Annotated in this window: 17 protein-coding genes and 1 pseudogene; 15 read left to right on the top strand and 3 right to left on the bottom strand. The window is 41.9% G+C overall.

Annotated features, from left to right (window positions below; all coding sequences use genetic code 11):
- Window positions 1-281: 281 nt before the first annotated feature.
- The 4 genes from FFV08_08285 to FFV08_08270 all read left to right on the top strand — a co-directional run bounded on the left by FFV08_08285 (window position 282) and on the right by FFV08_08270 (window position 4,915).
- A complete protein-coding gene (locus FFV08_08285; GenBank protein QLB52596.1) occupies window positions 282-1,217 on the top strand; it encodes a transcriptional regulator in 936 nt (311 codons plus the stop codon).
- A 181-nt stretch (window positions 1,218-1,398) separates the two neighbouring features.
- On the top strand, window positions 1,399-3,822 hold the full coding sequence (locus tag FFV08_08280; GenBank protein ID QLB52595.1) for a YSIRK-type signal peptide-containing protein: 2,424 nt from the start codon (window positions 1,399-1,401) through the stop codon (window positions 3,820-3,822).
- Between the two features lie 94 nt (window positions 3,823-3,916).
- Window positions 3,917-4,531: a hypothetical protein gene (locus tag FFV08_08275; protein ID QLB52594.1), complete on the top strand. Its 615-nt coding sequence runs from the start codon at window positions 3,917-3,919 to the stop codon at window positions 4,529-4,531.
- Window positions 4,532-4,609: 78 nt separating this feature from the next.
- The gene (locus tag FFV08_08270; protein ID QLB52593.1) at window positions 4,610-4,915 is read left to right on the top strand and encodes a hypothetical protein; all 306 of its coding nucleotides are present in this window, start codon (window positions 4,610-4,612) and stop codon (window positions 4,913-4,915) included.
- A gap of 187 nt (window positions 4,916-5,102) precedes the next feature.
- Here the strand turns inward: FFV08_08270 and nrdF are convergent.
- The 3 genes and pseudogenes from nrdF to nrdH all read right to left on the bottom strand — a co-directional run bounded on the left by nrdF (window position 5,103) and on the right by nrdH (window position 9,346).
- A pseudogene (nrdF, locus tag FFV08_08265) lies at window positions 5,103-6,061 on the bottom strand (class 1b ribonucleoside-diphosphate reductase subunit beta).
- Between the two features lie 746 nt (window positions 6,062-6,807).
- Window positions 6,808-8,967, bottom strand: a complete 2,160-nt coding sequence (gene nrdE / locus FFV08_08260; protein QLB52592.1) for a class 1b ribonucleoside-diphosphate reductase subunit alpha — start codon at window positions 8,965-8,967, stop codon at window positions 6,808-6,810.
- A gap of 160 nt (window positions 8,968-9,127) precedes the next feature.
- A complete protein-coding gene (gene nrdH, locus FFV08_08255; protein ID QLB52591.1) occupies window positions 9,128-9,346 on the bottom strand; it encodes a glutaredoxin-like protein NrdH in 219 nt (72 codons plus the stop codon).
- Window positions 9,347-9,945: 599 nt separating this feature from the next.
- On the opposite strand from nrdH, the gene FFV08_08250 reads away from it, so the two are divergent.
- The 11 genes from FFV08_08250 to FFV08_08200 all read left to right on the top strand — a co-directional run bounded on the left by FFV08_08250 (window position 9,946) and on the right by FFV08_08200 (window position 24,393).
- A complete protein-coding gene (locus tag FFV08_08250; protein QLB52590.1) occupies window positions 9,946-10,209 on the top strand; it encodes a phosphocarrier protein HPr in 264 nt (87 codons plus the stop codon).
- Between the two features lies 1 nt (window position 10,210).
- Window positions 10,211-11,944, top strand: coding sequence for a phosphoenolpyruvate--protein phosphotransferase (ptsP, locus tag FFV08_08245; GenBank protein QLB52589.1), 1,734 nt, complete (start codon window positions 10,211-10,213; stop codon window positions 11,942-11,944).
- Between the two features lie 237 nt (window positions 11,945-12,181).
- Complete coding sequence (locus FFV08_08240) at window positions 12,182-13,606, top strand: NADP-dependent glyceraldehyde-3-phosphate dehydrogenase (protein QLB52588.1); 1,425 nt, start codon at window positions 12,182-12,184, stop codon at window positions 13,604-13,606.
- A 386-nt stretch (window positions 13,607-13,992) separates the two neighbouring features.
- On the top strand, window positions 13,993-15,903 hold the full coding sequence (gene glgB, locus FFV08_08235) for a 1,4-alpha-glucan branching protein GlgB (GenBank protein ID QLB52587.1): 1,911 nt from the start codon (window positions 13,993-13,995) through the stop codon (window positions 15,901-15,903).
- Between the two features lie 6 nt (window positions 15,904-15,909).
- The gene (locus FFV08_08230) at window positions 15,910-17,052 is read left to right on the top strand and encodes a glucose-1-phosphate adenylyltransferase (GenBank protein QLB52586.1); all 1,143 of its coding nucleotides are present in this window, start codon (window positions 15,910-15,912) and stop codon (window positions 17,050-17,052) included.
- The gene (gene glgD, locus FFV08_08225) at window positions 17,042-18,181 is read left to right on the top strand and encodes a glucose-1-phosphate adenylyltransferase subunit GlgD (protein ID QLB52585.1); all 1,140 of its coding nucleotides are present in this window, start codon (window positions 17,042-17,044) and stop codon (window positions 18,179-18,181) included. Before FFV08_08230 ends, glgD begins: the two co-directional genes overlap by 11 nt.
- Window positions 18,178-19,608 (top strand): glycogen synthase GlgA, encoded by a 1,431-nt coding sequence (glgA, locus tag FFV08_08220; protein QLB52584.1) that lies wholly within the window; start codon window positions 18,178-18,180, stop codon window positions 19,606-19,608. Before glgD ends, glgA begins: the two co-directional genes overlap by 4 nt.
- A 215-nt stretch (window positions 19,609-19,823) precedes the next feature.
- Entirely contained in the window at window positions 19,824-22,220 is a 2,397-nt protein-coding gene (locus FFV08_08215) for a glycogen/starch/alpha-glucan phosphorylase (GenBank protein QLB52583.1), read from the top strand.
- A gap of 141 nt (window positions 22,221-22,361) precedes the next feature.
- Window positions 22,362-22,862 carry a phosphatase PAP2 family protein gene (locus FFV08_08210; GenBank protein ID QLB52582.1) on the top strand — a complete coding sequence of 167 codons (501 nt, stop codon included), beginning with the start codon at window positions 22,362-22,364 and terminating at the stop codon, window positions 22,860-22,862.
- A gap of 125 nt (window positions 22,863-22,987) precedes the next feature.
- On the top strand, window positions 22,988-23,929 hold the full coding sequence (gene manA, locus FFV08_08205; protein QLB52581.1) for a mannose-6-phosphate isomerase, class I: 942 nt from the start codon (window positions 22,988-22,990) through the stop codon (window positions 23,927-23,929).
- A gap of 263 nt (window positions 23,930-24,192) precedes the next feature.
- On the top strand, window positions 24,193-24,393 hold the full coding sequence (locus FFV08_08200; protein ID QLB52580.1) for a F0F1 ATP synthase subunit C: 201 nt from the start codon (window positions 24,193-24,195) through the stop codon (window positions 24,391-24,393).
- The last annotated feature ends 4 nt before the right edge of the window (window positions 24,394-24,397 follow it).

The raw sequence follows: 24,397 nt of genomic DNA, 5'->3' as shown, positions 1-24,397 counted from the left end.
ACTTGTAATATACTAATTTTTAGATTTACATGCTTTTCTCAAGTGATGGCGGACGTCAGCGACCTCCTGCAGAGTTCCATGACTAACTATTGAGCCTAAGGTCTCAATAGCTCCGCTCTACCTAACTGTTGCATCAGTTAGGTAGATTTCATCACTGAGAAAAGGAAGTAATCTTTTTGGAATTTTATTAGTAAAATCTTTCCAGTTATGCTATAATAAATCTAGAATAACATGATAACATAAATAAAAGTTTCCTGATTTATTTGGGAGGGGAATTGACGATGCAAGGAAAAGAATTTGGACAGCATTTGAAACAGCTTCGATTAAATAGGGGCTGGACCAAGGAGCAATTGTGTGGTGATGAGTCAAAGCTTTCTATACGGCAGTTAACCCGTTTGGAGTCAGGCATTTCCCAGCCTACTCTCTCTACTTTAGAATATCTGGCTTTCTGTCTAGAGGTCGATTTGACAACTTTGACAGGAAGTAAAAAAGAAGATGTAGCTCTACCTACTGACTATCAGCGCTTGAAGTATAAGCTGATTCGGACGACCACTTATGGCAATACCGAAGCTTTGTTCGAATTGGAGCATATCATAGATGAAATTTTTGAAGTTTATTATGATGATTTGCCAGAAGCTGAGCAGAATGTAATGGATATCTTGCAATCAAAGATTTATACTTATACTTCTGAGAAATTCCATAAGTATGGAATGACTCTCTTTGCCCAGCATTTGGACGATTTGCAGAGTAAAAAGCATTATGACGTGAATGATTTACTCTACATCCAGCTCTATCAGATCTATGTGGGAGATGAAGAGGAGATTCGGTCAGCTAAGTTTGATAAGGAATTATATGCAAGAATCGCTCAGCGATTACTGCAGTCAGTTGACTATATTCCAAATGAATATCTCTTTCTCATGCGAGATGCTCTACTGACAATCCCAGGTATTGAGTGCGAGCGAAAAGAGTTCATTTATACAAAAGATACACTCAACAAACTTAATATAATCATGGAATTGACAGAGGACTATCAAAAGAAACCGCTGATAAGAATGTTAGAGGGAGAATATGAGCTTTTCGTACACAAGGACGAGAAAAAGGCTCAACAATACTACGAAGAGGGACTGACGTTGGCAAGATTGTTAGGTCATACTTTTCTATCTAAAAAAATGGCTGAGGAGTGGAATAAAGAACTTCGGCTCTATCATCAAGACTAGCAGGACATCTATGTCCTGTTTTTTATTTGTAATTGAGTCTATAATTGAAACATGGAAAAAGTTAAATAGGAAAGGAGAGAATCACATGTTTAGGATTTCTTATTATCTCGCCATGATTTGGTTTTGGCTTTAGGAAATTAAATGTTGTCATGCACAAAGATTAATAAAGGGAGCAAATAAAATGAAAAATCAATTTTTTAACAAGCAGGTTCAACGCTTTTCTATTCGTAAATATTCTCTAGGAGCAGTTTCAGTGCTTCTAGGAACATTATTATTTGCAGGGACTCAAACAGTTGCTGCTGATCAAGTAATTTCTCCAACTGGTACTGATTCAGTAGTTTCTACAGTACCTTCTGACATAGCAGTGGACACAAATCAGAGTGTTTCAGAAAAGTCAAATGCAACAGTAAGTTCTGATATTGAATCGGAAACAAAAAATGCTGTAAATAACAATTTAGTTAGTATTGAAAATGGAGTAACTTCTAAAGTTCCTGAACCACTAGAAACTGAAAATAAATCGACAAATGCAAATGATATTTCAATCAGCACTGAGCCTGTTTCTGATCAAACTTCAACAGTTAATGAAAAACAGAAAACTGTAGAAGTAAATCCAGTTATAGATGATCCTACTAATCCTAAACATTTAGTAACACGTGGCTATGCCGCTTCGAATGTAGATAAGCCAGCCACCTCAATTGTTAATGATGTCAGCCGCCGGCGTGCGAATAAAGAAGAAACAACAACTCTCAAAACAACTGTTGGTAAAGTTGCAAACGGGACTGGACATACGACTTTACTGGCTACAGGGAATGGTTCAATCGCTCGAGGCGATGACTATCCAGTAAGGTTTAAAAATCTCCCTGATTATGCTGCGGACGATTGGGGACTTATTGTTAAAAATTGTACTTCATTTACTGCTTATAGATTAAGTTCAGTTAATGGTTTTAACATTCCTCGTGCGTACGGAAATGGCGGTGAATGGGGATATCGAGCAAGAAGAGAAGGATATAGGGTAGATAATCATCCAGCTCTTGGCTCAGTCGCTTGGATTGATGATGGAAGTTACGGACATGTAGCATGGGTGTCCAATGTATTGGGAAATAATGTAGAAATTGAAGAATATAACTATGCTTGGAGTAAAAGTTATAATCGCAGAGTAGTTGCTGCAAGTTCAATGTCAGGCTTTATACATTTTAAAGATATCATTGGAGGTACATCTACACCGATTTCCCAGCCTTCTGATAATCAAGGAATTTCTGCCAGTGGAGTATATCATTTCACTCAAAGAGCCTCCATTAAAGCTGAGCCTAAGATGTCTAGTCCTGAATTAGCTTATTATGATGCAGGACAAACTGTTACATATGATCGCAAATTGGAAGCAGATGGCCATCAATGGATTAGCTATCTCTCCTTTGCTGGAAATCGTAGATATATTGCCATTGGAGTAACAAAGCCAAAGGCTCCTTTAAAGGGAACCTTGACTATCCAAAATAATAATGCTCAGACAGGGACTTTTGATGTCATTGTATCTGATGTCTCTAGCCCGTATGGTGTGAAAGAAGTAAAATTACCAACTTGGTCAAGTGAAAATGGACAAGATGATATTGTTTGGTACACTGCTGCTAAACAGCCTAATGGAACATATAAAATAACTGTCAATGCAAATAAACATAAAGGTTCTACAGGAGAGTATAATATCCATCTATATTATGTTCAAAATAATGGGGAAATGGTTGGAGCTGGGGGAACGAAGACTACCGTTTCTATTAAGAAGCCTGAAGGAAAAATTACTATTCAAAATAATAATCCAAAAACAGGAACCTTTGATGTAGTTATATCTAACATTTCCAATCTTGGTGGTGTAAAAGAAGTAAAAGTACCTACATGGTCTAGTGCGAATGATCAAGATGATATTATTTGGTATACTCCTAAAAGACAATCAGATGGCACTTACAAATTGACAATAAAAGCTAGCGATCATAAATATTCCACTGGAAAATATAATGTGCATTTATACTATGTTCAAAATAATGGCCAAATGATTTGTGTAACAGGAACGACGACAGAAGTCTCCTTGGATAAGGAATTAATCCAGCCGACAGGAACTATTACTATTCGGAATAATACTTCAAAGACAGGCACCTTTGATATTATTGTGTCTAATGTTTCTAATCCTGGTGGTGTAAAAGAAGTAAAGGTACCTACATGGTCTGCTGTCAATGACCAAGATGACGTGGTTTGGTACACTGCTAGCAAGCAACCAGATGGGACCTACAAACAGACTGTTAAAGTGAGTGATCATAAAAATTCCATTGGGAAATACAATATTCATCTTTACTACGTTCAGGATGATGGAAAACTTGTAGGTGCAGGCTCTGCTACTACGGAAGTCTCATTACCAGCTATATCTATTCCATCAAAAGGGAATTACATTTTTCAAGGCTATGCTTCTATTCGGTCTGAAGCTAAAATATCAAGTCCAGAACTAGCAAACTTTGACAAAGGTAGCACAGTCTTTTATGATCAAACTTTTATTGCAGATGGTCATCAGTGGATTAGCTATGTTGGGTATAGTGGTAGCCGTCGTTATGTAGCAATAAATTAATTTTATAATATTTCAATATGATTATTGATTTTATTAATTCAAAATGTTACAATAAGATTACAAAAAGGTATTAATTCATGAGGAGGCCTCTTTTATGAAAAACGCAAAATTAATGCTTCTTGCGACTGCGCTCACTTCTTCCATTGTCTTGCTTGGTGCTTGCGGTAAACAGCAGGACAAGCAAACATCTCAAAGCAGCAGCACTAGTCAAACAGTTCAAACTTCTAAATCGGATGTCAAATCTGAAGTGAAGGTTGCTCAATCAGCTAGACAAGATGAAACTGATGTAGCATCGGCATCTTCTGAAGCTCAGTCTAAAAACGAGATAAAGTCTGATACAGAAGCTCCAGCCACTCCAGCTGCAGGTATCGATGTCAATGCTTTGGCGGCAGGAGATTTTTCTACGGTGGCTGGTACTTGGCAAAATGATTTGGGGGATGCGATAGTATTGAATAATCAGGGGGTTGTTTCTCATACTCTGAATGGAAAAGAATCCAGCGATTATACTTTACTAAAAGGTCAAGTAAGCGATGGTAGTTATGTATCTACTCTTGCTTATACTGCTGGTAGCAGTAGCGCAACCTTTTTAGTAATTCCAGAAGGAGCTGTTTTGCCTGATACTGGAAACGAGAATCCTAAAGCACAGATTCGAGTTGGACAAGATGCTATCACTGCTTCCCAGCATCCGTATTATCGCGTATCTAATTAGTGACTGCATAGGTGGGGTTAGGGATGGTGTTCCCAGCTCCACCTTTATTTGGATAAAAAAACATGAAGGGAGGAAAAAATGGCCACTTTAATGATGAAAAAAATAGCTGAGGACTTAAATAAGATTAGAGTATTGGATGAAAATGGAGCTTTGGTGGCTTACTATGCCCTTCTGCCGGCTGACTTTTCTGGTGGTGACAGCAAGCTTTATCTTGAAAATCCAACGAGTCAAAGGCGGATGTATAGAATTTATCAAAATATGAAGCCCTTTTTATTTCCTATTGTCCCAGCTCATGACTGTACCGTGATTTATCTAACATCTGAGGTTGGAGTTGAGATTACAGTCGCAGAACATCTGGAAGAATATATCTACGATAGTCAATAGATTAATAGTCAATCAAAGACGAGGCTGGGACAAAAGTCCAACCTCAAATATAAAAAGCGAACAAAACTAGTTTTCTGGTAATCAGAATTCTGCTTTGTTCGCTTTTCGCATTTAATTATAGATTTGAAGGGCTTAATAATTAAGATTTTTAAAAATTGAAATCTTTTTGTCCCAAACTCTTTTTGTCTTATAAACCGTAATTATAGTCGTCATCCTGCATGGCTTCAACTTCGCCAGCAGGTAGCCGTTACCCACTTGGGAGAAGAAGTCATGGTTGGAAGTACCGGTTGAGATACCGTTCATGACGATAGGATTGACATCGTCCGCTGAGTCTGGGAAGAGCGGATCTTGCCCTAGATTCATCAGAGCCTTGTTGGCATTGTAGCGCAGGAAGGTCTTGACCTCTTCGGTCCAGCCGACTGTGTCATAGAGGCTTTCGGTGTAGCCTTCTTCATTTTCATAGAGGGTGTAGAGCAGGTCGTACATCCATTCTTTGAGTTTTTCTTGCTCGTCTTCTGGCAGCTCGTTAAAGGCTAGCTGGAACTTATAGCCGATATAGGTTCCGTGGACAGACTCGTCACGGATGATGAGCTTGATAATCTCAGCGACGTTAGCCAGTTTGTTATTACCAAGATAGTAGAGCGGAGTAAAGAAACCAGAGTAGAAGAGGAAGGTTTCTAAGAAAACGCTGGCTATTTTCTTTTCCAGAGCTGTACCATTCAGGTAAATTTCGTTGATAATCTCAGCTTTCTTTTGCAGGTATGGATTGGTGTTGGTCCAGGCAAAGATTTCATCAATTTCTGACTTGGTGTTGAGTGTAGAAAAGATAGAAGAGTAAGACTTGGCGTGAACGGACTCCATAAATTGGATGTTGTTGAAGACAGCTTCTTCGTGAGCTGTGCGGACATCCTTGCGCAGGGCATCCACACCAGACTCAGACTGGAGGGTATCTAGCAGGGTCAGGCCACCGAAGACCTTGCCGACCAGGTCTTTTTCCTTGTGGGATAGCTTTCTCCAGTCATCCAGGTCATTGGATAGGGGAATCCGCGTATCCAGCCAGAATTGCTCAGTCAGTTTTTCCCAGGTGGACTTATCGATGACATCTTCGATAGCATTCCAGTTAATGGCTTTGTAGTAAGTCGTCATTTTTATTTCTCGATTCTATAAAAGGTTTTATACTAAGATTGAGGACAATTTTTACTAGTAAAATACAACTAGCGTAATACAATGATAGTGTAGAGTATATATCAAAAAAGCTAATTTTCAATTGCGGAGTTAGAGTGCTGGTAACATTATCAGTCAATATAAAGAATACTCCTAAAAAGATAAGAAAGGATAATGTTAGTGTGCTACTATTGAAAAGAAGTTTCATTAAATCCCAAAAATTTTTTTCAATATAATTTTCTTCTGAAAAGAAGTATCTAGGAGCTAAGTGAAGGACCCCTTCCAAAATTAAAATTAAAATGAGGAAAATAACAAGTGATTTTTCAGTAAATAGATTGTTTAATTGGATATAATATTCTTTAATTATTGTCAAAGAAGGTCCGTAATTTTTATAATGAATTATTCTCGAAACTAGAAAAGACGTAAAAATATAAGGCATAAAAAATATTTATATATATTTGCGTGTATATTATTTAAGTTAGTTTTTAGTGTATGAGAACAAACCGAAGTTAGGATAAAAATAGGAGCTAAAATTAGTAGTAAAATAACGATAAAAACTATTAAAATAAAATATAAAAATTTACCTATTTTTTTAGAGTTTTTATATTGTTTTATGAAAAAAATACACGTTTCTTTTATTTCAGAAAGTATGTTCCTAAATTCCTTGAAAACAGAGGCATAAGGAATGATGAATAATGTATAAATAATTATTATTGATATTGGATTCATTAGATGACACAGCTTTCACAATGGTTGGCACCTACTTCGCCCCCATCATCAGTGAAGGTGCGGACGTAATAGATGGACTTGATACCCTTGTTGAAGGCGTAGTTACGCAGGATAGAAAGGTCGCGGGTTGTTTGCTTGCTTTCTTTTTTCCATTCGTAGAGGCCTTTAGGAATATCGCTGCGCATAAAGAGAGTCAGGGAAAGACCTTGGTCCACGTGCTCAGTTGCGGCTGCATAGACATCGATCACCTTGCGCATGTCCATGTCATAGGCACTGGTGTAGTAAGGAATAGTCTCAGTTGACAGACCAGCAGCAGGATAGTAGATCTTACCGATTTTCTTTTCTTGACGTTCTTCGATCCGCTGGGTAATTGGATGGATTGAAGCAGAAACGTCATTGATGTAGCTGATAGAGCCATTTGGCGCAACGGCTAGGCGGTTTTGGTGGTAGAGGCCATCAGCCTTGACCTTGTCGCGCAACTCTGCCCAATCTTCTGCAGATGGGATAAAGATGCCTGCGAAGAGTTCTTTGACACGGTCAGACTTAGGTACAAATTCACCCGTCAGGTATTTGTCAAAGTACGTGCCATTAGCATAATCAGATTTTTCAAAGTTATGGAAGGTCACGCCACGCTCGCGAGCGATATTGTTAGACTCGACCAAGGTCCAGTAGTTCATAAGCATAAAGTAGATGCTGGTGAACTCTACGGCCTCCGCTGATCCATAGTCAATCAACTGCTGAGCCAAGTAGCTGTGCAGTCCCATAGCTCCCAGACCAAAGGTATGCGCCAGACTGTTACCATTGTCGATAGAAGGCACAGCTGTGATGTGCGAGCTGTCTGTGACAAAGGTCAGGGCGCGTGTCATAGTCCGGATGGATTTTCCAAAGTCAGGTGAAGTCATCATGTTGACAACGTTAGTAGAGCCTAAGTTACATGATACATCTGTTCCCAAGTGGAGATACTCTTGCGCATCATTCAAAAGGCTAGGCTCTTGCACCTGCAGGATTTCAGAGCAAAGGTTACTCATGACGATTTTACCATCGATTGGATTTGAACGGTTGGCGGTATCAATGTTTACGACATAAGGATAGCCGGATTCTTGTTGGAGTTTGGAAATTTCTGTTTCCAAATCCCGAGCCTTAATCTTGGTCTTAGTGATATTTGGATTAGCGACCAACTCATCGTATTTTTCAGTGATGTCAAGGTAGGCAAATGGCACTCCGTACTCGCGTTCAACAGAATATGGGCTGAAGAGGTACATTTCTTCATTTTTGCGCGCTAATTCGTAGAACTTATCCGGAATGACAACACCAAGTGAGAGGGTTTTAACCCGAACTTTTTCGTCAGCATTTTCTTTCTTAGTAGAAAGGAAGGCGATGATATCTGGGTGGAAGACGTTGAGGTAGACAACCCCAGCCCCTTGACGTTGCCCCAGCTGGTTAGAGTAAGAGAAGCTGTCCTCAAAGAGTTTCATAACAGGCACAACGCCAGACGCAGCTCCTTCATAACCCTTGATAGGTGCTCCAGCTTCCCGCAGATTGCTGAGGGAAATACCGACCCCGCCTCCGATACGAGACAATTGCAGGGCAGAGTTGATGGAGCGGCCGATTGAGTTCATATCATCTGTTACTTGGATGAGGAAGCAGGACACCAATTCGCCCCGACGAGCCCGACCAGCGTTAAGAAAGCTTGGTGTAGCTGGCTGGTAGCGCTGGTGGATAATTTCATTAGCAATATCCTTGGCAATGGCTTCATCTCCGTTGGCAAAGTAGAGGGCGTTGAAGAGTACCCTATCTTCCATGCTTTCCAGATAGTATTCACCATCATTGGTCTTCAATGCATACTGGTTGTAGAACTTATAAGCAGCCATGAAAGATTTAAACTTGAAATCTTGAGCATGAATAAAAGCAGTCAGCTCCTCGATGTATTCAGGAGAGTAGAGCTGGATAAATTCCTTTTCCAAATAGTTTTCTTCTATTAAATATTCAATCTTTTCTGTAATAGAAGAAAATTGCTTGGTGTTCGGCTCAACATTTTCCTTAAAGAAAGCCTCCAGAGCTTCTTTGTCCTTATGGAGCATAATCTGTCCGTTAATCGGACGGTTGATTTCGTTGTTGAGTCGGAAGTATGTCACATCCTCTAAATGTTTGAGTCCCATGTTTTCCCTTTTCTATATAAATAAGATAATTAGCTAGCGGAAAAAGTTCCACCTTACAAAAGAAACGGCTCCTATGAGCATAGGAGCTGCAGTTTGCCCTGATAATATGTCTTTTAGTTTATCTCCCGATCAAGGCGCGCTGCCCTCAAAATAAACTACATTAAGACAGTTTTTTCAATTTACCAGGTTGGAAACCAGAAAATGCCTCAGTTGCTGTCTGAATCACAGGAGCAGCATTGAAACCAAGATCTTTGACATGGTCAATAAATTCTGGCTGCTCGTCCAAATTGATTTCGCGGTATTCTACATGATTAGTATCTAAAAAGCGCTTGGTCATTTTGCACTGAACGCAGTTGTTTTTTGAGTAAATAGTTACCATTAAAGATTCCTCTAAACTTTCTTTTTTTCTTTAAAATAAATACGAACCTAGTATATCTAAAAGCAAATAGAATGTCAATAGTTTTGAACTAAATATTGTGTGATATTTTGTTATAGGATAGATTACAATACAATATATAGTGTTTATATAAAGAATGAAAAGAAGTGAAAAATTGCAGAAAGGGAGCAAAATGCTGATGCGGCAATGCTTAAACAAGTCTTAAAACTTTAGACAAATGACTGGTAGCTTTTCCTCCAAAAACGAAAATCCAATATCTTGTGTTACAGAATTTAGGGAATCACTAGGAGGAGTGGAGGGAGAATTTTATATTCTTGTTTTATGGAAATTAACTACTATAAAAATAAGAAATTTATGACTGAAAACTGGCTGGAAGAAATTTTTGAATAAAAGCTGAAAGATGGGGGCTTTAGCTTTGAAATTCCACCTTCAATATAATAAGGAGTGCTTTCATTTCCTAAGAAATATTTTGTAAGCGGGCAATAAAATTCTTGAAAAAGATTTCAAAAGGTGATATAATATCAACTTGTAAGGGTTATCACAATAACTCAAAAAGAATTATTTAAAAGGAGAGTCTAACTATGGCTTCTAAAGATTTCCACATTGTAGCAGAAACAGGTATTCACGCACGTCCAGCAACTTTGTTGGTTCAAACTGCTAGCAAATTCGCTTCAGATATCACGCTTGAATACAAAGGTAAATCAGTAAATCTGAAATCAATTATGGGTGTTATGAGTCTTGGTGTAGGTCAAGGTGCAGACGTAGTTATCTCAGCTGAAGGTGCAGATGCAGACGATGCTATCGCTGCAATCTCTGAAACAATGGAAAAAGAAGGATTGGCTTAATATGACAGAAATGCTTAAAGGAATTGCAGCATCTGACGGTGTTGCCGTTGCTAAGGCATATCTATTAGTTCAACCGGATTTATCATTTGAGACTGTTTCAGTCGAAGATACGAATGCAGAAGAGGCTCGTTTGGATGCAGCTCTTGAAGCTTCACAGAACGAGCTTTCTGTTATCCGTGAGAAAGCAGTAGATAGCCTTGGTGAGGAAGCCGCTCAGGTATTTGACGCTCACTTAATGGTACTGGCTGACCCTGAAATGGTTGGGCAAATCAAAGAAACAATCCGTGCGAAAAAGACCAATGCAGAAGCTGGTCTGAAAGAAGTAACGGACATGTTTATCACTCTCTTTGAAAATATGGACGACAATCCATATATGCAAGAGCGTGCGGCAGATATCCGCGACGTGACCAAACGTGTTCTTGCTAACCTTTTGGGCAAGAAATTGCCAAACCCAGCGTCTATCAATGAAGAATCAGTTGTGATTGCTCATGACTTGACTCCTTCTGATACGGCACAGCTGGATAAGAAATTCGTTAAAGCTTTTGTAACCAATATCGGCGGCCGGACAAGCCACTCTGCTATCATGGCGCGTACGCTTGAAATCGCAGCAGTATTGGGAACTAATAACATTACTGAGCTTGTAAAAGACGGCGATGTGATTGCAGCTAACGGTATCACTGGTGAAGTGATTATCAACCCAACTGAAGATCAAATCGCAGCATTCAAAGCAGCTGGTGAGGCCTATGCTAAGCAAAAAGCTGAATGGGAATTGCTTAAAGACGCTCAGACTGTGACTGCAGATGGCAAGCACTTCGAATTGGCTGCCAATATCGGTACGCCGAAAGACGTTGAAGGTGTCAATGCTAACGGTGCAGAAGCAGTTGGTCTTTATCGGACTGAGTTCCTTTATATGGATTCTCAAGACTTCCCAACAGAAGATGAACAGTATGAAGCATACAAGGCTGTGCTTGAAGGCATGAATGGAAAACCAGTGGTTGTTCGTACAATGGACATCGGTGGAGATAAGGAGCTTCCTTACTTCGATATGCCACATGAAATGAATCCATTCCTTGGTTTCCGTGCTTTGCGTATCTCTATCTCTGAAACTGGCGATGCTATGTTCCGTACACAAATCCGCGCTCTCTTGCGTGCTTCTGTACATGGACAATTGCGCATCATGTTCCCAATGGTAGCTCTTCTGACAGAATTCCGTAAAGCTAAAGCGGTTTATGACGAAGAAAAAGCTAAATTGCAGGCTGAAGGTGTTGCAGTAGCGGATAATATCCAAGTGGGTATCATGATTGAAATTCCAGCAGCAGCTATGCTGGCGGATCAATTTGCCAAGGAAGTAGATTTCTTCTCAATTGGTACCAACGACTTGATCCAGTACACTATGGCAGCTGACCGGATGAATGAGCAAGTCTCTTACCTCTATCAACCTTACAACCCATCTATCCTTCGCTTGATCAACAATGTTATCAAGGCAGCTCATGCTGAAGGCAAGTGGGCAGGTATGTGTGGAGAAATGGCCGGCGACCAAACAGCGGTGCCATTGCTCGTAGGTATGGGCTTGGATGAATTCTCTATGAGCGCGACTTCTGTCCTTCGGACTCGTAGCCTCATGAAGAAGCTGGATACGAAGAAGATGCAAGAACTGGCTCAGCGTGCACTGACTGAATGCGCAACGATGGAAGAAGTTCTTGAACTTGAAAAAGAGTATCTGGACTTCGATTAATCTGAAAAATTAAGATTAGATCAGGAAAGATTTCCTGGTCTTTTTTGTTGTGGCCTCATAGTAAGAGGGAGCAAAAAGTGGAAACAGAAGAAAAAAATAGCAAATAAGCAAGTAGAATATGAACGAACTAAGATTATCTATTTAATTTGTGAAAAAATTCCTTAAATTTACGGATTTTAGTTGAAATTTTCAGAAAATTTGGTAAAATAATATTTAATAAAATTTTGGAGGGGACACGTGACACAATATAAAAACTATATAAATGGAGAGTGGAAAGTTTCTGAAAATGAAATTACCATCTCATCTCCTATCAACAATGAAACTTTAGGAACAGTTCCTGCCATGACTCAGGCAGAGGTAGACTATGCTATGGCGAGCGCTCGTGCAGCTTTGCCAGCTTGGAGAGCTCTTTCAGCAGTTGAACGTGCAGCTTATTTGCACAAGGTTGCGGATATTTTGGAGCGTGATCAGGAGAAGATTGGCGAAATCCTTGCTAAAGAAGTTGCCAAGGGGATTAAAGCGGCAGTCGGAGAGGTAGTCCGGACAGCAGACTTGATTCGCTACGCAGCTGAAGAGGGGATTCGTATCCACGGTCAGGTGATGGAAGGTGGTGGCTTTGAAGCTGCCAGCAAGAAAAAACTAGCTGTGGTCCGCCGTGAGCCTGTGGGGGTTGTCTTGGCTATTGCGCCATTCAACTATCCAGTTAATCTGTCAGCTTCGAAAATTGCTCCTGCCCTTATCGGCGGAAATGTCGTGATGTTTAAGCCACCTACTCAAGGTTCAATCTCTGGTTTGCTCTTGGCTCAGGCTTTTGCTGAGGCAGGTCTGCCTGCTGGTGTTTTCAATACCATCACAGGCCGCGGTTCAGAAATCGGAGACTACATCATTGAGCATAAGGAGGTAAACTACATTAACTTTACTGGCTCCACTCCAATCGGTGAACGCATCGGCAAGCTAGCTGGTATGCGTCCAATTATGCTTGAATTGGGTGGTAAGGATGCTGCAGTCGTGCTAGAAGATGCTGACTTGGAGCATGCAGCTAAGCAGATTGTTGGTGGGGCATACAGTTATTCCGGCCAGCGCTGTACGGCTATTAAACGTGTCATTGTTATGGAGAGCGTAGCAGATAAATTAGCGTCGCTGATTAAGGCAGAGGTAGAGAAACTGACGGTTGGTGATCCCTTTGATAATGCGGATATCACACCAGTCATTGATCATGCATCAGCAGATTTCATCTGGGGCTTGATTGAAGATGCTCAAGAAAAAGGAGCATCAGCCTTGACAGAAATCAAACGTGAAGCAAATCTCATCTGGCCTGCCTTGTTTGACCATGTGACACTGGATATGAAATTAGCTTGGGAAGAGCCATTTGGTCCTGTTCTTCCGATTATTCGTGTAACTTCCGTTGAAGAGGCTATCCAGATCTGTAACCAGTCAGAATTTGGTCTTCAATCTTCAGTCTTTACAAATGATTTCCCGAAAGCATTTGAAATCGCTGAAAAACTGGAAGTGGGTACTGTACACATCAATAATAAGACCCAGCGTGGTCCAGATAACTTCCCATTCCTTGGTCTTAAGGGATCTGGAGCCGGAGTTCAAGGGATTCGTTACAGTATCGAAGCCATGACACAAGTGAAATCCATCGTGTTTGATGTGAAATAATGAGAAAGGCGGCTTTGTGCGGCCTTTTTTCTTACCTTGATGAACTTGTAAATTTAACAAGATTATCGAACTATTTGAAAAAGAACCAAATATTTATGATTTTAACTGCTTATTATTATAAAATGTAAATTTACATATTGGTCTATATCTTTATGAAAATTTTCATCCTCCGCTTGTCTTGGATAGCTCCTATATTTAGCGAAAAAGGAATGAAAAGATATTGATAGGCACAAAATGCGGTAGTTTCTATCTTATTTATTCCTAATTTCGGCTAATGTTCGGTTCTGGTAATTTTCCGTAAGGATATTTGAAATTTACTTGAAAAAGAGATAAAAATAATGTAGAATAGTATTATAGAAAACGCTTACAAATAGAAAGGTGATTGCATGGATAAAAATGAAGCATTAAGAACCTTTACAACAGGTGAAAACTTTCATTTACAGCATTATCTAGGGGCGCATCAGGATGAAGTGGACGGCAAGTCTGGCTACTCTTTCCGCGTTTGGGCGCCTAATGCTCAGAGTGTTCATTTGATTGGAGATTTCACCAATTGGTATGAAGAGCAGATCCCTATGGTCCGAAATGAAGCGGGCGTTTGGGAAGTCTTCACAGAGCTACCTAAGGAAGGAGATATTTACAAGTACAATATCAAGCGCAGCAGTGGTCAGGAAATTTTGAAAATTGATCCGCTGGCTATCTATCTGGAAGAGCGTCCAGGCACGGGAGCAGTTATTCGTACTATTCCTGAGAAGAAGTGGAAAGACGGTCTTTGGTTGGCACGCCGGAAGCGCTGGGGCTTCTTCTCTCGGCCAGTCAATATCTATGAAGTTCATGCCGGCTCGTGGAAACGCAATGAAGACGGCAGTCCTTATAGCTTTGCCCAGTTAAAAGAAGACTTGATTCCTTATCTGGTAGAGATGAACTACACGCATGTGGAATTCATGCCGCTTATGGCTCATCCGCTAGGACTTAGCTGGGGCTATCAGCTTATGGGCTACTTTGCCTTTGAGCATACCTATGGCACACCTGAGGAATTTCAGGACTTTGTCGAAGAATGCCACTTAAACAATATCGGTGTCATTGTGGACTGGGTGCCAGGTCATTTCACTATTAATGATGATGCTCTGGCCTACTATGATGGGACACCGACTTTCGAGTATCAGGATCACGACCGGGCTCATAACTATGGCTGGGGTGCTCTCAACTTTGATTTGGGCAAGAATCAGGTTCAGTCTTTCTTGATTTCCAGCATTAAATTCTGGATTGATTTTTATCATCTGGATGGGATTCGGGTTGATGCTGTCAGCAATATGCTTTATCTAGACTATGACAGCGGTCCATGGCAGCCAAATAAAGATGGCGGCAACCGCAACTATGAAGGCTATTACTTCCTGCAGCGCCTCAATACGGTGATTAAGCTAGCCCATCCTGATGTCATGATGATTGCAGAGGAAAGCTCCTCAGAGACCAAGATTACTGGTATGAGAGAGCTGGGTGGCCTTGGATTTGACTACAAGTGGAATATGGGCTGGATGAATGATATCCTTCGCTTCTACGAGGAAGATCCGATTTATCGTAAGTACGATTTTAATCTGGTGACCTTTAGCTTTATGTACGCTTTCTCTGAAAACTTTCTCCTACCATTCTCTCACGATGAAGTGGTTCACGGTAAGAAGAGTCTCATGCACAAGATGTGGGGTGACCGTTACAATCAATTTGCAGGGCTCCGCAACTTGCTGACCTATCAGATCTGTCATCCGGGCAAGAAACTGCTCTTTATGGGTTCAGAATTTGGTCAGTTCCTAGAATGGAAGTCAGAAGAGCAGCTAGAATGGTCTAATCTGGACGATCAGATGAACAAGAAAATGCAGGGCTTTACTGCTGCACTCAATGCCTTCTATAAAGACAATCGTCCGCTTTGGGAAATTGATCTGAGCTATGATGGCATCGAAATTATAGATGCAGATAATACTGATCAAAGTGTCCTCTCCTTTATCCGTAAGACGGAAAAAGGAGATATGTTAGTTTGTGTATTCAATATGGCGCCGGTAGAGCGGAAGAACTTTACCATTGGTGTTCCAGTGGAAGCCATTTATGAAGAAGTATGGAACACTGAATTAGAAGAATGGGGAGGTGTTTGGAAGGAACATAACGAAACAGTTCAGTCTCAAGAAGGACTTTGGAAAGATTATCCACAGACCTTGACCTTTACGCTGCCAGCTCTTGGAGCCAGCATCTGGAAGATCAAGCGTCGGATTGCTCGCAAAAATGTTAAAAAAGATTCCACAAAGGAGTAGTAGTCTATGAAGAATGAAATGCTAGCTTTGATTCTTGCCGGCGGGCAAGGAACTCGTCTTGGAAAGCTCACACAGAGTATCGCAAAACCAGCGGTACAGTTTGGCGGTCGCTATCGTATTATTGACTTCGCCTTGTCTAACTGTGCCAACTCTGGTATTCATAATGTCGGTGTCATTACTCAATACCAACCACTAGCTCTGAACAGTCATATCGGAAATGGCTCTAGCTGGGGGCTCGATGGTATTAACTCAGGCGTGTCCATTCTTCAGCCTTATTCTGCGAGCGAAGGAAATCGTTGGTTTGAAGGTACTAGCCATGCGATTTATCAAAATATTGACTATATCGACAGCATCAATCCTGAATATGTCCTGATTTTGTCTGGGGACCATATCTACAAGATGGACTATGATGACATGCTTCAGTCTCACAAGGACAACAATGCCAGCTTGACAGTAGCCGTTCTGGATGTGCCTCTCAAAGAAGCCAGCCGTTTTGGTATCATGAATACAGATGCTAATAATCGGATTGTTGAATTTGAAGAAAAACCTGAAAATCCTAAATCAACCAAGGCTTCGATGGGGATTTATATCTTTGACTGGCAGCGTCTGCGCAATATGCTGGTAGCTGCTGAAAAGAGCAATGTGGATATGTCTGACTTTGGTAAGAATGTTATCCCTAACTACCTTGAATCTGGCGAAAGCGTTTATGCTTATGATTTTGAAGGCTATTGGAAAGACGTTGGTACAGTAGAGTCTCTCTGGGAAGCCAACATGGAATACATTAGCCCAGAAAATGCTCTGGACAGCCGCAATCGTCGCTGGAAGATTTATTCTCGCAACTTGATTTCTCCGCCAAACTTCATCAGTGAAAATTCCCATGTAGAAGATTCGCTGGTCGTTGATGGATGTTTTGTTGAAGGTACAGTGAAACACTCTATCCTTTCTACTGGTGCTCAGGTTAAAAAGGGCGCAGTCATTGAAGACTCTGTCATCATGAGTGGAGCTGTTATTGGCAAAGACGCTAAGATTAAGCGGGCCATTATCGGCGAAGGTGCTATCATCTCTGATGGTGTAGAGATTGATGGTACAGAGGAAGTATATGTTGTCGGATACAACGAGAAAGTGGGGGTACCAAAAGATGAAGATTGATAAATACTCAGCAATTTTAGGAAACACAGTCGGCTTCCATGATATGTCAACTTTGACAGATCATCGTCCAGTAGCCAGCTTGCCATTCGGTGGGAAATACCGCTTGATTGACTTCCCGCTTTCAAGTCTTGCCAATGCTGGTATCCGCAGTGTCTTTGGTATCTTCCAGCAGGACAATATCAGCTCTGTCTTTGACCATATTCGTTCTGGTCGTGAGTGGGGGCTGTCTACCTTGCTCAGCCACTATTACTTGGGAATCTACAATACCCGTGTAGAAAGCTCTACAGTCGGTGAGGAATACTATAAGCAGCTTTTGACCTACCTCAAACGTTCTGGTTCCAACCAAACGGTCGCTCTTAACTGCGATGTCTTGGTTAATATTGACCTCAATCAAGTTTTCCATTTGCACAATACAACAGAACAGCCAATCACAGTTGTCTACAAGAAATTGCATAAGGAAAATATTTCGGATGTGAATGCTGTCCTAGATATTGACGAAACGGACCATGTCAGAGGGCATAAACTCTTTGATGGACGAGAAGATGCCGAGCTCTTCAATATGTCTACAGACATCTTTGTGGTAGATACTCCATGGCTGATTGAAAAACTGGAAGAAGAAGCTAAGAAAGAGCATCCGCAAAAACTGCGCTATGTCCTGCGTGATTTAGCAACTCAGGAAGGGGCATTTGCCTACGAATATACAGGCTATCTGGCGAATATCTATTCTGTAGAGACCTACTACCAATCCAACATCGATATGCTTGAAAGCCAGAAATTCTACTCTCTTTTCAGTCCTAACCAAAAGATTTACACCAAGGTTAAGAATGAAGAGCCAACTTACTATTCTGAGTCTTCGAAAGTCGCTCGCTCCCAATTTGCGTCAGGAAGCATTGTAGAAGGTGAAGTCATCAATTCTGTGATTTCGCGGAATACCAAGATTAAGACTGGAAGCAGTGTTAAATCCAGTGTTCTCTTCCCTCGAGTGAAAGTTGGAGAAAATGCAACTGTTGAGTACGCGATTGTGGACAAGGGTGTTGAAATTGCCGAAGGAGTGGTGATTCGCGGAACAGCAGAAGACCCAATCGTAGTCAAGAAGGGCCAAAAAGTTACAGAGGACATGATTCGATGAAGATTTTATTTGCAGCAGCAGAAGGAGCCCCATTTTCTAAGACAGGTGGTTTGGGAGACGTTATCGGCGCTCTCCCCAAATCACTGGTCAAGGCTGGCCATGAAGTTGGTGTCATTCTGCCTTACTATGACATGACCCATGCCAAATTTGGCGACCAAGTGGAAGACCTTTTCTACTTTGAAGTCAGTGTTGGCTGGCGCCGTCAGTATGTTGGGGTCAAGCGACTGGTCTTGAACGGTGTGTCCTTCTATTTTATTGACAATCAGCATTATTTCTTCCGTGGCCATGTTTACGGGGATTTTGATGATGGTGAGCGTTTTGCTTACTTCCAGTTAGCAGCTGTAGAGCTGATGGAGCGGATTGATTTCATTCCGGATGTTCTGCATGTTCACGATTATCATACAGCTATGATTCCTTTCTTGGTTAAGGAAAAATACCATTGGATTCAAGCATATCAGAATATCAAGACTGTCTTGACCATCCATAATCTGGAGTTCCAAGGTCAATTCCCTGACAGTATGCTTTGGGAACTATTTGGAGTAGGTTATGAGCGCTATGCAGATGGAACCCTGCGTTGGAATGACTGTCTCAACTGGATGAAAGCTGGTATTCTCTATGCGGACCGAGTGACGACTGTATCACCAAGCTATGCAGGTGAAATCCGGACACCAGAATTTGGCTGTAATTTGGATCAAATCCTGCGGATGGAGTCCGGTAAGCTGGTCGGAATTGTCAACGGTATTGATACGGATATCTATAATCCAGAAACGGATCCGCTCTTAGCTCATCACTTTGACAAATCTGACTTATCTGGTAAACTAGAAAATAAGCGGGCTTTGCAAGAGCGAGTTGGTCTACCTGTGCGTGATGATGTACCCGTTGTTGGGATTGTTTCCCGCCTGACGCGTCAGAAAGGCTTTGACTTGGTAGTGGAAGAGCTGCACAATCTCCTGCAGGAAGATGTGCAGATTATCCTCTTGGGAACAGGGGATCCAGCTTTTGAACAGGCTTTTGCTTGGTTTGGTCATGCCTATCCTGATAAGCTTTCAGCCAACATCCTCTTTGATGTGACCTTGGCTCAGGAGATTTACGCTGCCAGCGATATTTTCCTCATGCCAAGCCGCTTCGAGCCTTGTGGCCTGTCACAAATGATGGCTATGCGCTATGGAACCTTGCCTTTGGTGCATGAAGTGGGCGGTCTGCGTGATACCGTAGAGCCTTACAATGCCTATACAGGAAAGGGAACTGGCTTTAGCTTTAATAACTTTTCTGGCTACTGGCTGACTTGGACCTTCAAGGAGGCACTCAAGCTTTATGCCGAAGACAAGGAAGCTTGGAAATCTCTGCAAGAGCAGGCCATGGAGAGAGACTTCTCTTGGGATACAGCTAGCCAAGCTTACAGTGATTTATATCAATCACTGCTGTAACATTTACTTTGGAATCAGTATAAGAAAATCCTCTCTTGCCCGATGGACAAGGGAGGATTTCCGTGAGAATTACATTTTTATATATTATCATACTGTATTGGAGCCCTGTTTTCAGCTTGTGGCTGAAGCGAGTGCTTCCTATCTTGATTGAAAAAAAGTATTCCTGCGTTTAAAAACTGTTTCCCGCTATCAAGAAAGGGAGATAACCACCCACCATGGAACTGACAAAAGAACGTTTTATTCGAGATTTTAAGGATATTCTACATGAAAGACAGCTGATTAAGGTTGCTGATGCGACTTCAGTGGAGCTTTTTCAGGCTTTGGCCAGCACTGTCCGCAAATATATCACTCCTCTATGGCTGGAGCGCCGCAATCAGCTGATTGAGCAGCAGCAAAAGACAGCTTATTACTTTTCTATCGAGTTCTTACCAGGACGTATGCTGGAAACCAATCTGCTCAACTTGGGTATCCTCGATACCGTCAAGGAAGGCTTTGCTGATTTGGGCGTTGACTTTGAGGATGTGAAGAATGCTGAGTATGACATGGCCTTGGGGAATGGCGGTCTGGGCCGCTTGGCAGCAGCTTTCATGGACTCGCTGGCAACAACTGGCTATCCTGGCTTTGGAAATGGGATTCGCTATCGCTATGGACTCTTTAAGCAACGCATCGTAGATGGCTATCAGGTAGAAATTCCTGATGCTTGGTTTGGCAGTCTGGGCAATGTCTGGGAAACACGTAAGGACCATGATATTGTTGATGTTAAAATCTTCGGAAATGTTTCCCTCCATGCCAATGAAAAGGGTCGGATTGTGCCTCTTTATGAGAATTCCAAAATCCTGCGGGCCGTTCCTTACGATGTGCCACAGATTGGCTTTGGCAATGACAATGTCAACAATCTCCGGCTTTGGGATGTTGAAATTCCAGAGGAGCATGAACTGGACTATCCGACCATTGAGGCGCGCCGCCGGGTACAGGATATCACTGCCATTCTCTATCCAGACGACTCTAGCTACGAAGGGAAAGAGCTGCGCTTGATCCAGGAATACTTCATGACCAGTGCAGGTCTGCAGACCATTATCAAATCCTACCTCAAGCAAGGTCGCCCGCTCAAGGATATTCATGAAAAGGTCTCTGTCCACATCAACGATACCCACCCAGCGGTTGCACCTGCTGAGTTTATGCGTCTCTTGATGGATGAGTACGATTTGGAATGGGCAGATGCTTGGAATGCTACAGTTAAAACCATGAGCTATACTAACCACACCATTCTGTCTGAAGCTTTAGAAAAATGGGATGCAGAGCTCTTTAAGAATGTCCTGCCGCGGGTTTATCAGATTATCCTAGAGATTGACAATCGCTATGTAGCAGAAATGGCTGGGCGTGGCCTTGATCCGCAAGTCATCGAAAACACTCGGGTTGTCAAGGACAATCAAATCCACATGGCCCACTTGGCTATCATCGGTGGCCATTCAATCAATGGTGTTGCTAAACTTCACACCGAATTGCTCAAAGAAGACACCTTGCGTGATTTCTATAGCATTTACCCAGAGAAGTTTAACAACAAGACCAACGGGATTATCCAGCGCCGCTGGCTGCAAATTGCGGACCAGCCTCTGTCAGCTGAGATTGATAAGCTGATTGGTCAGGGCTGGAGAAGTGATATCCATGAGCTGCGCAAGCTCTTGGAATTCAAGGATTATCAGCAAGTGCTGGGTGATTTCTATCGAGTGAAGCAAGAAGCCAAGGCTCGTCTGGCTGACTTCATCAAGGAATCAACAGGAGTAGAAGTCTCTACAGAAGCCATCTTTGATGTCCAGGTGAAACGCCTCCATGCCTACAAGCGTCAGCTGCTCAACCTTCTTCATATCATCAAGCTTTACTGGGACCTCAAGGACAATCCAGACAAGGATATGGTACCACGCGTCTTTATTTTCGGTGCCAAGGCTGCTCCAGGCTACCACTTTGCCAAGTCGGTTATCAAGCTGATTAATGAAGTAGCCAATCTAGTCAACAAGGATGAAAGTCTGCAAGGAAAACTTAAGGTTGTTTTCCTAGAAAACTACCGGGTCAGCCTGGCTGAGCTCATCATTCCAGCGGCAGATGTATCTGAGCAGATTTCTCTGGCTTCTAAGGAAGCTTCTGGTACTTCCAACATGAAGTTCATGATGACAGGTGCCATTACCCTAGCCACTCTGGACGGAGCCAATATCGAAATCAAGGACGAGGTCGGTGACGACAACATTGTCATCTTCGGGATGGACAAGGACCAAGTTTACGAGCACTATGCCCGCCATGATTATTACTCACGCGGTGTCTATGAGAGCAATCCAGACATTCGCCGAGTGGTCGATACCTTTGTCAACGGAACTATTCCAAACGTCCGTGAAGAAGGATCTGAAATCTACGAAGCCCTCATCACCCACAATGATGAATACTTCCTCTTGGAAGACTTCCATGCCTATGTAGAAGCTCAAGAGAAGATTGATGATCTCTATCGTGACAAAGAAAAATGGGCCCGCATGAGCTTGATTAATATCGCTACATCCGACAAGTTTACCTCAGATGATACCATTGAGCAATATGCCAAGGAAATCTGGAACTTAGAGAAATAAAAGGCTTCAGATGAAATGAAAATAAGAGATTGGGGCTTGGCTCTCAGTCTCTTTTGCTATCCATCTATCATCTTGTTGCAAAATATGCTATAGTAGAGAAAGTATGAGAGTCCAACTTTTAGAAAAGCAGGGTAAGCAAGCATGAAAGACTACACAATTTTTTATCAACAATTAACAGCTCCCTTTCGCAGTCGCCCTCAGTGGCTGAAAGGGCTGGTTTACTTCAATAGGGGAATGACCCTGTTCATACCTATTGTTTATGGTCTCGTTCTAATCAGTGCTTTTCTGACGGAAGGCTGGAAAGGGCTGCTTACTTTTTTCTTCCTGCCAGCTATCGGATTTGGTCTGTTGTCAGCTATTCGTAAACAGCTGAATCAAGCACGCCCTTACGAAAAATGGCCAATTCAGCCCTTGTTGGCCAAGGATACATCAGGCAAGTCCATGCCCAGCCGCCATGTCTTTTCGGCGACAGTGATTTCCATGTGCCTACTCTACTTTTTCTGGTTGCCGGGGCTTATTTGCCTCTTGCTTTCGGCAGGGCTGGCCTTAGTGCGCGTGATTGGCGGAGTGCACTATCCAAAGGATGTGCTGGTCGGCTATCTTTGCGGCATTTTCTGGGGAGCTTTACTCTTTTTATTATAAAGGACCTGTTTTCGCCAGAGAGTAGACAAAGAACCTCCAGCTATATTATAATAGAAGCAGCAACAACCATTTCGATACCAAGGGTTATTCCTTGCTGGATGTGAAAAATATTTAAGGAGAATACTATGTCAGAACCATTATTTCTACAGTCTGTGATGCAGGAGAAGATTTGGGGCGGCACCAAGCTGCGCGATGTCTTTGGCTATGAGATTCCTAGCGACCATGTTGGCGAGTACTGGGCTATCTCGGCTCACCCTAATGGTGTGTCAACTGTTAGGAACGGTCGCTTTGCTGGTCAGAAGCTAGATGCGCTCTATGCTGAGCACCGTGAGCTCTTTGGCAATCGCTCAGAGCCAGTCTTTCCGCTTTTGACCAAGATTTTAGATGCCAATGACTGGCTCAGTGTTCAGGTCCATCCTGATGATGCCTATGGACTGGAGCACGAAGGGGAGCTTGGTAAGACTGAATGCTGGTATGTCATTGCTGCAGACGAAGGAGCAGAGATTATTTATGGCCACAATGCCAAGAGCAAGGAAGAGCTGCGCCAGCAGATTGAGAGCAAGGACTGGGACCGTCTCCTGACTAAAATTCCAGTAAAAGCTGGCGATTTCTTCTATGTGCCAAGTGGCACCATGCATGCCATTGGATCAGGGATCCTGATTTTAGAAACTCAGCAGTCCAGTGACACGACTTACCGTGTCTATGACTTTGATCGCAAGGACGATGCTGGCAATCTTCGTGAGCTGCATTTAGAGCAGTCTATTGATGTTTTGACTATTGGTGAGCCAGCTAATAGCCGTCCTGTTACCATTCAGGCAGATAGTTTGACTTCTACTCTTTTGGTGGCCAATGACTTCTTTGCTGTTTACAAGTGGGATATCGCCGGTTCAGTCAATTTTAAAAAGACAGCAGACTATAGCTTGGTCAGTGTCTTGGAAGGTGTTGGTGAGCTAGAAGTTGATGGAGCTGTCTACCCGCTCGAAAAAGGGGAGCATTTCATCCTGCCTAGCAATGTCACAGAATGGACCTTGTCTGGAGATTTGCAGCTGATTGTCAGCCATCCATAATCGTAGAAAAATCAAGAGCAAATAATCACTTTGCTCTTTTTTCTTTTAAAAATATAGAAAATAAGTAAAATTCTAGACAGTTTCTTCTTATTTATATAGCAGAATAGTTTGTATGTTGATAGTTATTCAATTGCTTTCAGTAAAAAATTTTATATAACAAAAGAAAAAAACAAAAAACGCTTACAAGTGTGTAAAAGATTGACTATTCGATATTTTAGGAGTAAACTAAGGAAGTAATTTAAAAATATTAAGGAGAAGTCATCATGAATTTAACATATTTAGGACTTTGTTTTGCCTGCTTTGGCGTATCAATTGCTGAAGGTTTGATTATGAGTAATTTATTTAAGGCAGCGTCTCGTCAGCCAGAAATGATCGGTCAATTGAGAAGCCTCCTAATCTTGGGAATTGCCTTTGTCGAAGGTACTTTCTTTGTAACGCTGGCTATGGCCTTTGTTATCAAATAAGAAA

Origin of the sequence: Streptococcus sanguinis (genome assembly GCA_013378335.1) — a bacterium.
Classification (GTDB): domain Bacteria; phylum Bacillota; class Bacilli; order Lactobacillales; family Streptococcaceae; genus Streptococcus; species Streptococcus sanguinis_I.
The sequence above is the reverse complement of the archived record's forward strand: the minus strand, read 5'-3'. Positions and strand labels throughout refer to the sequence as shown.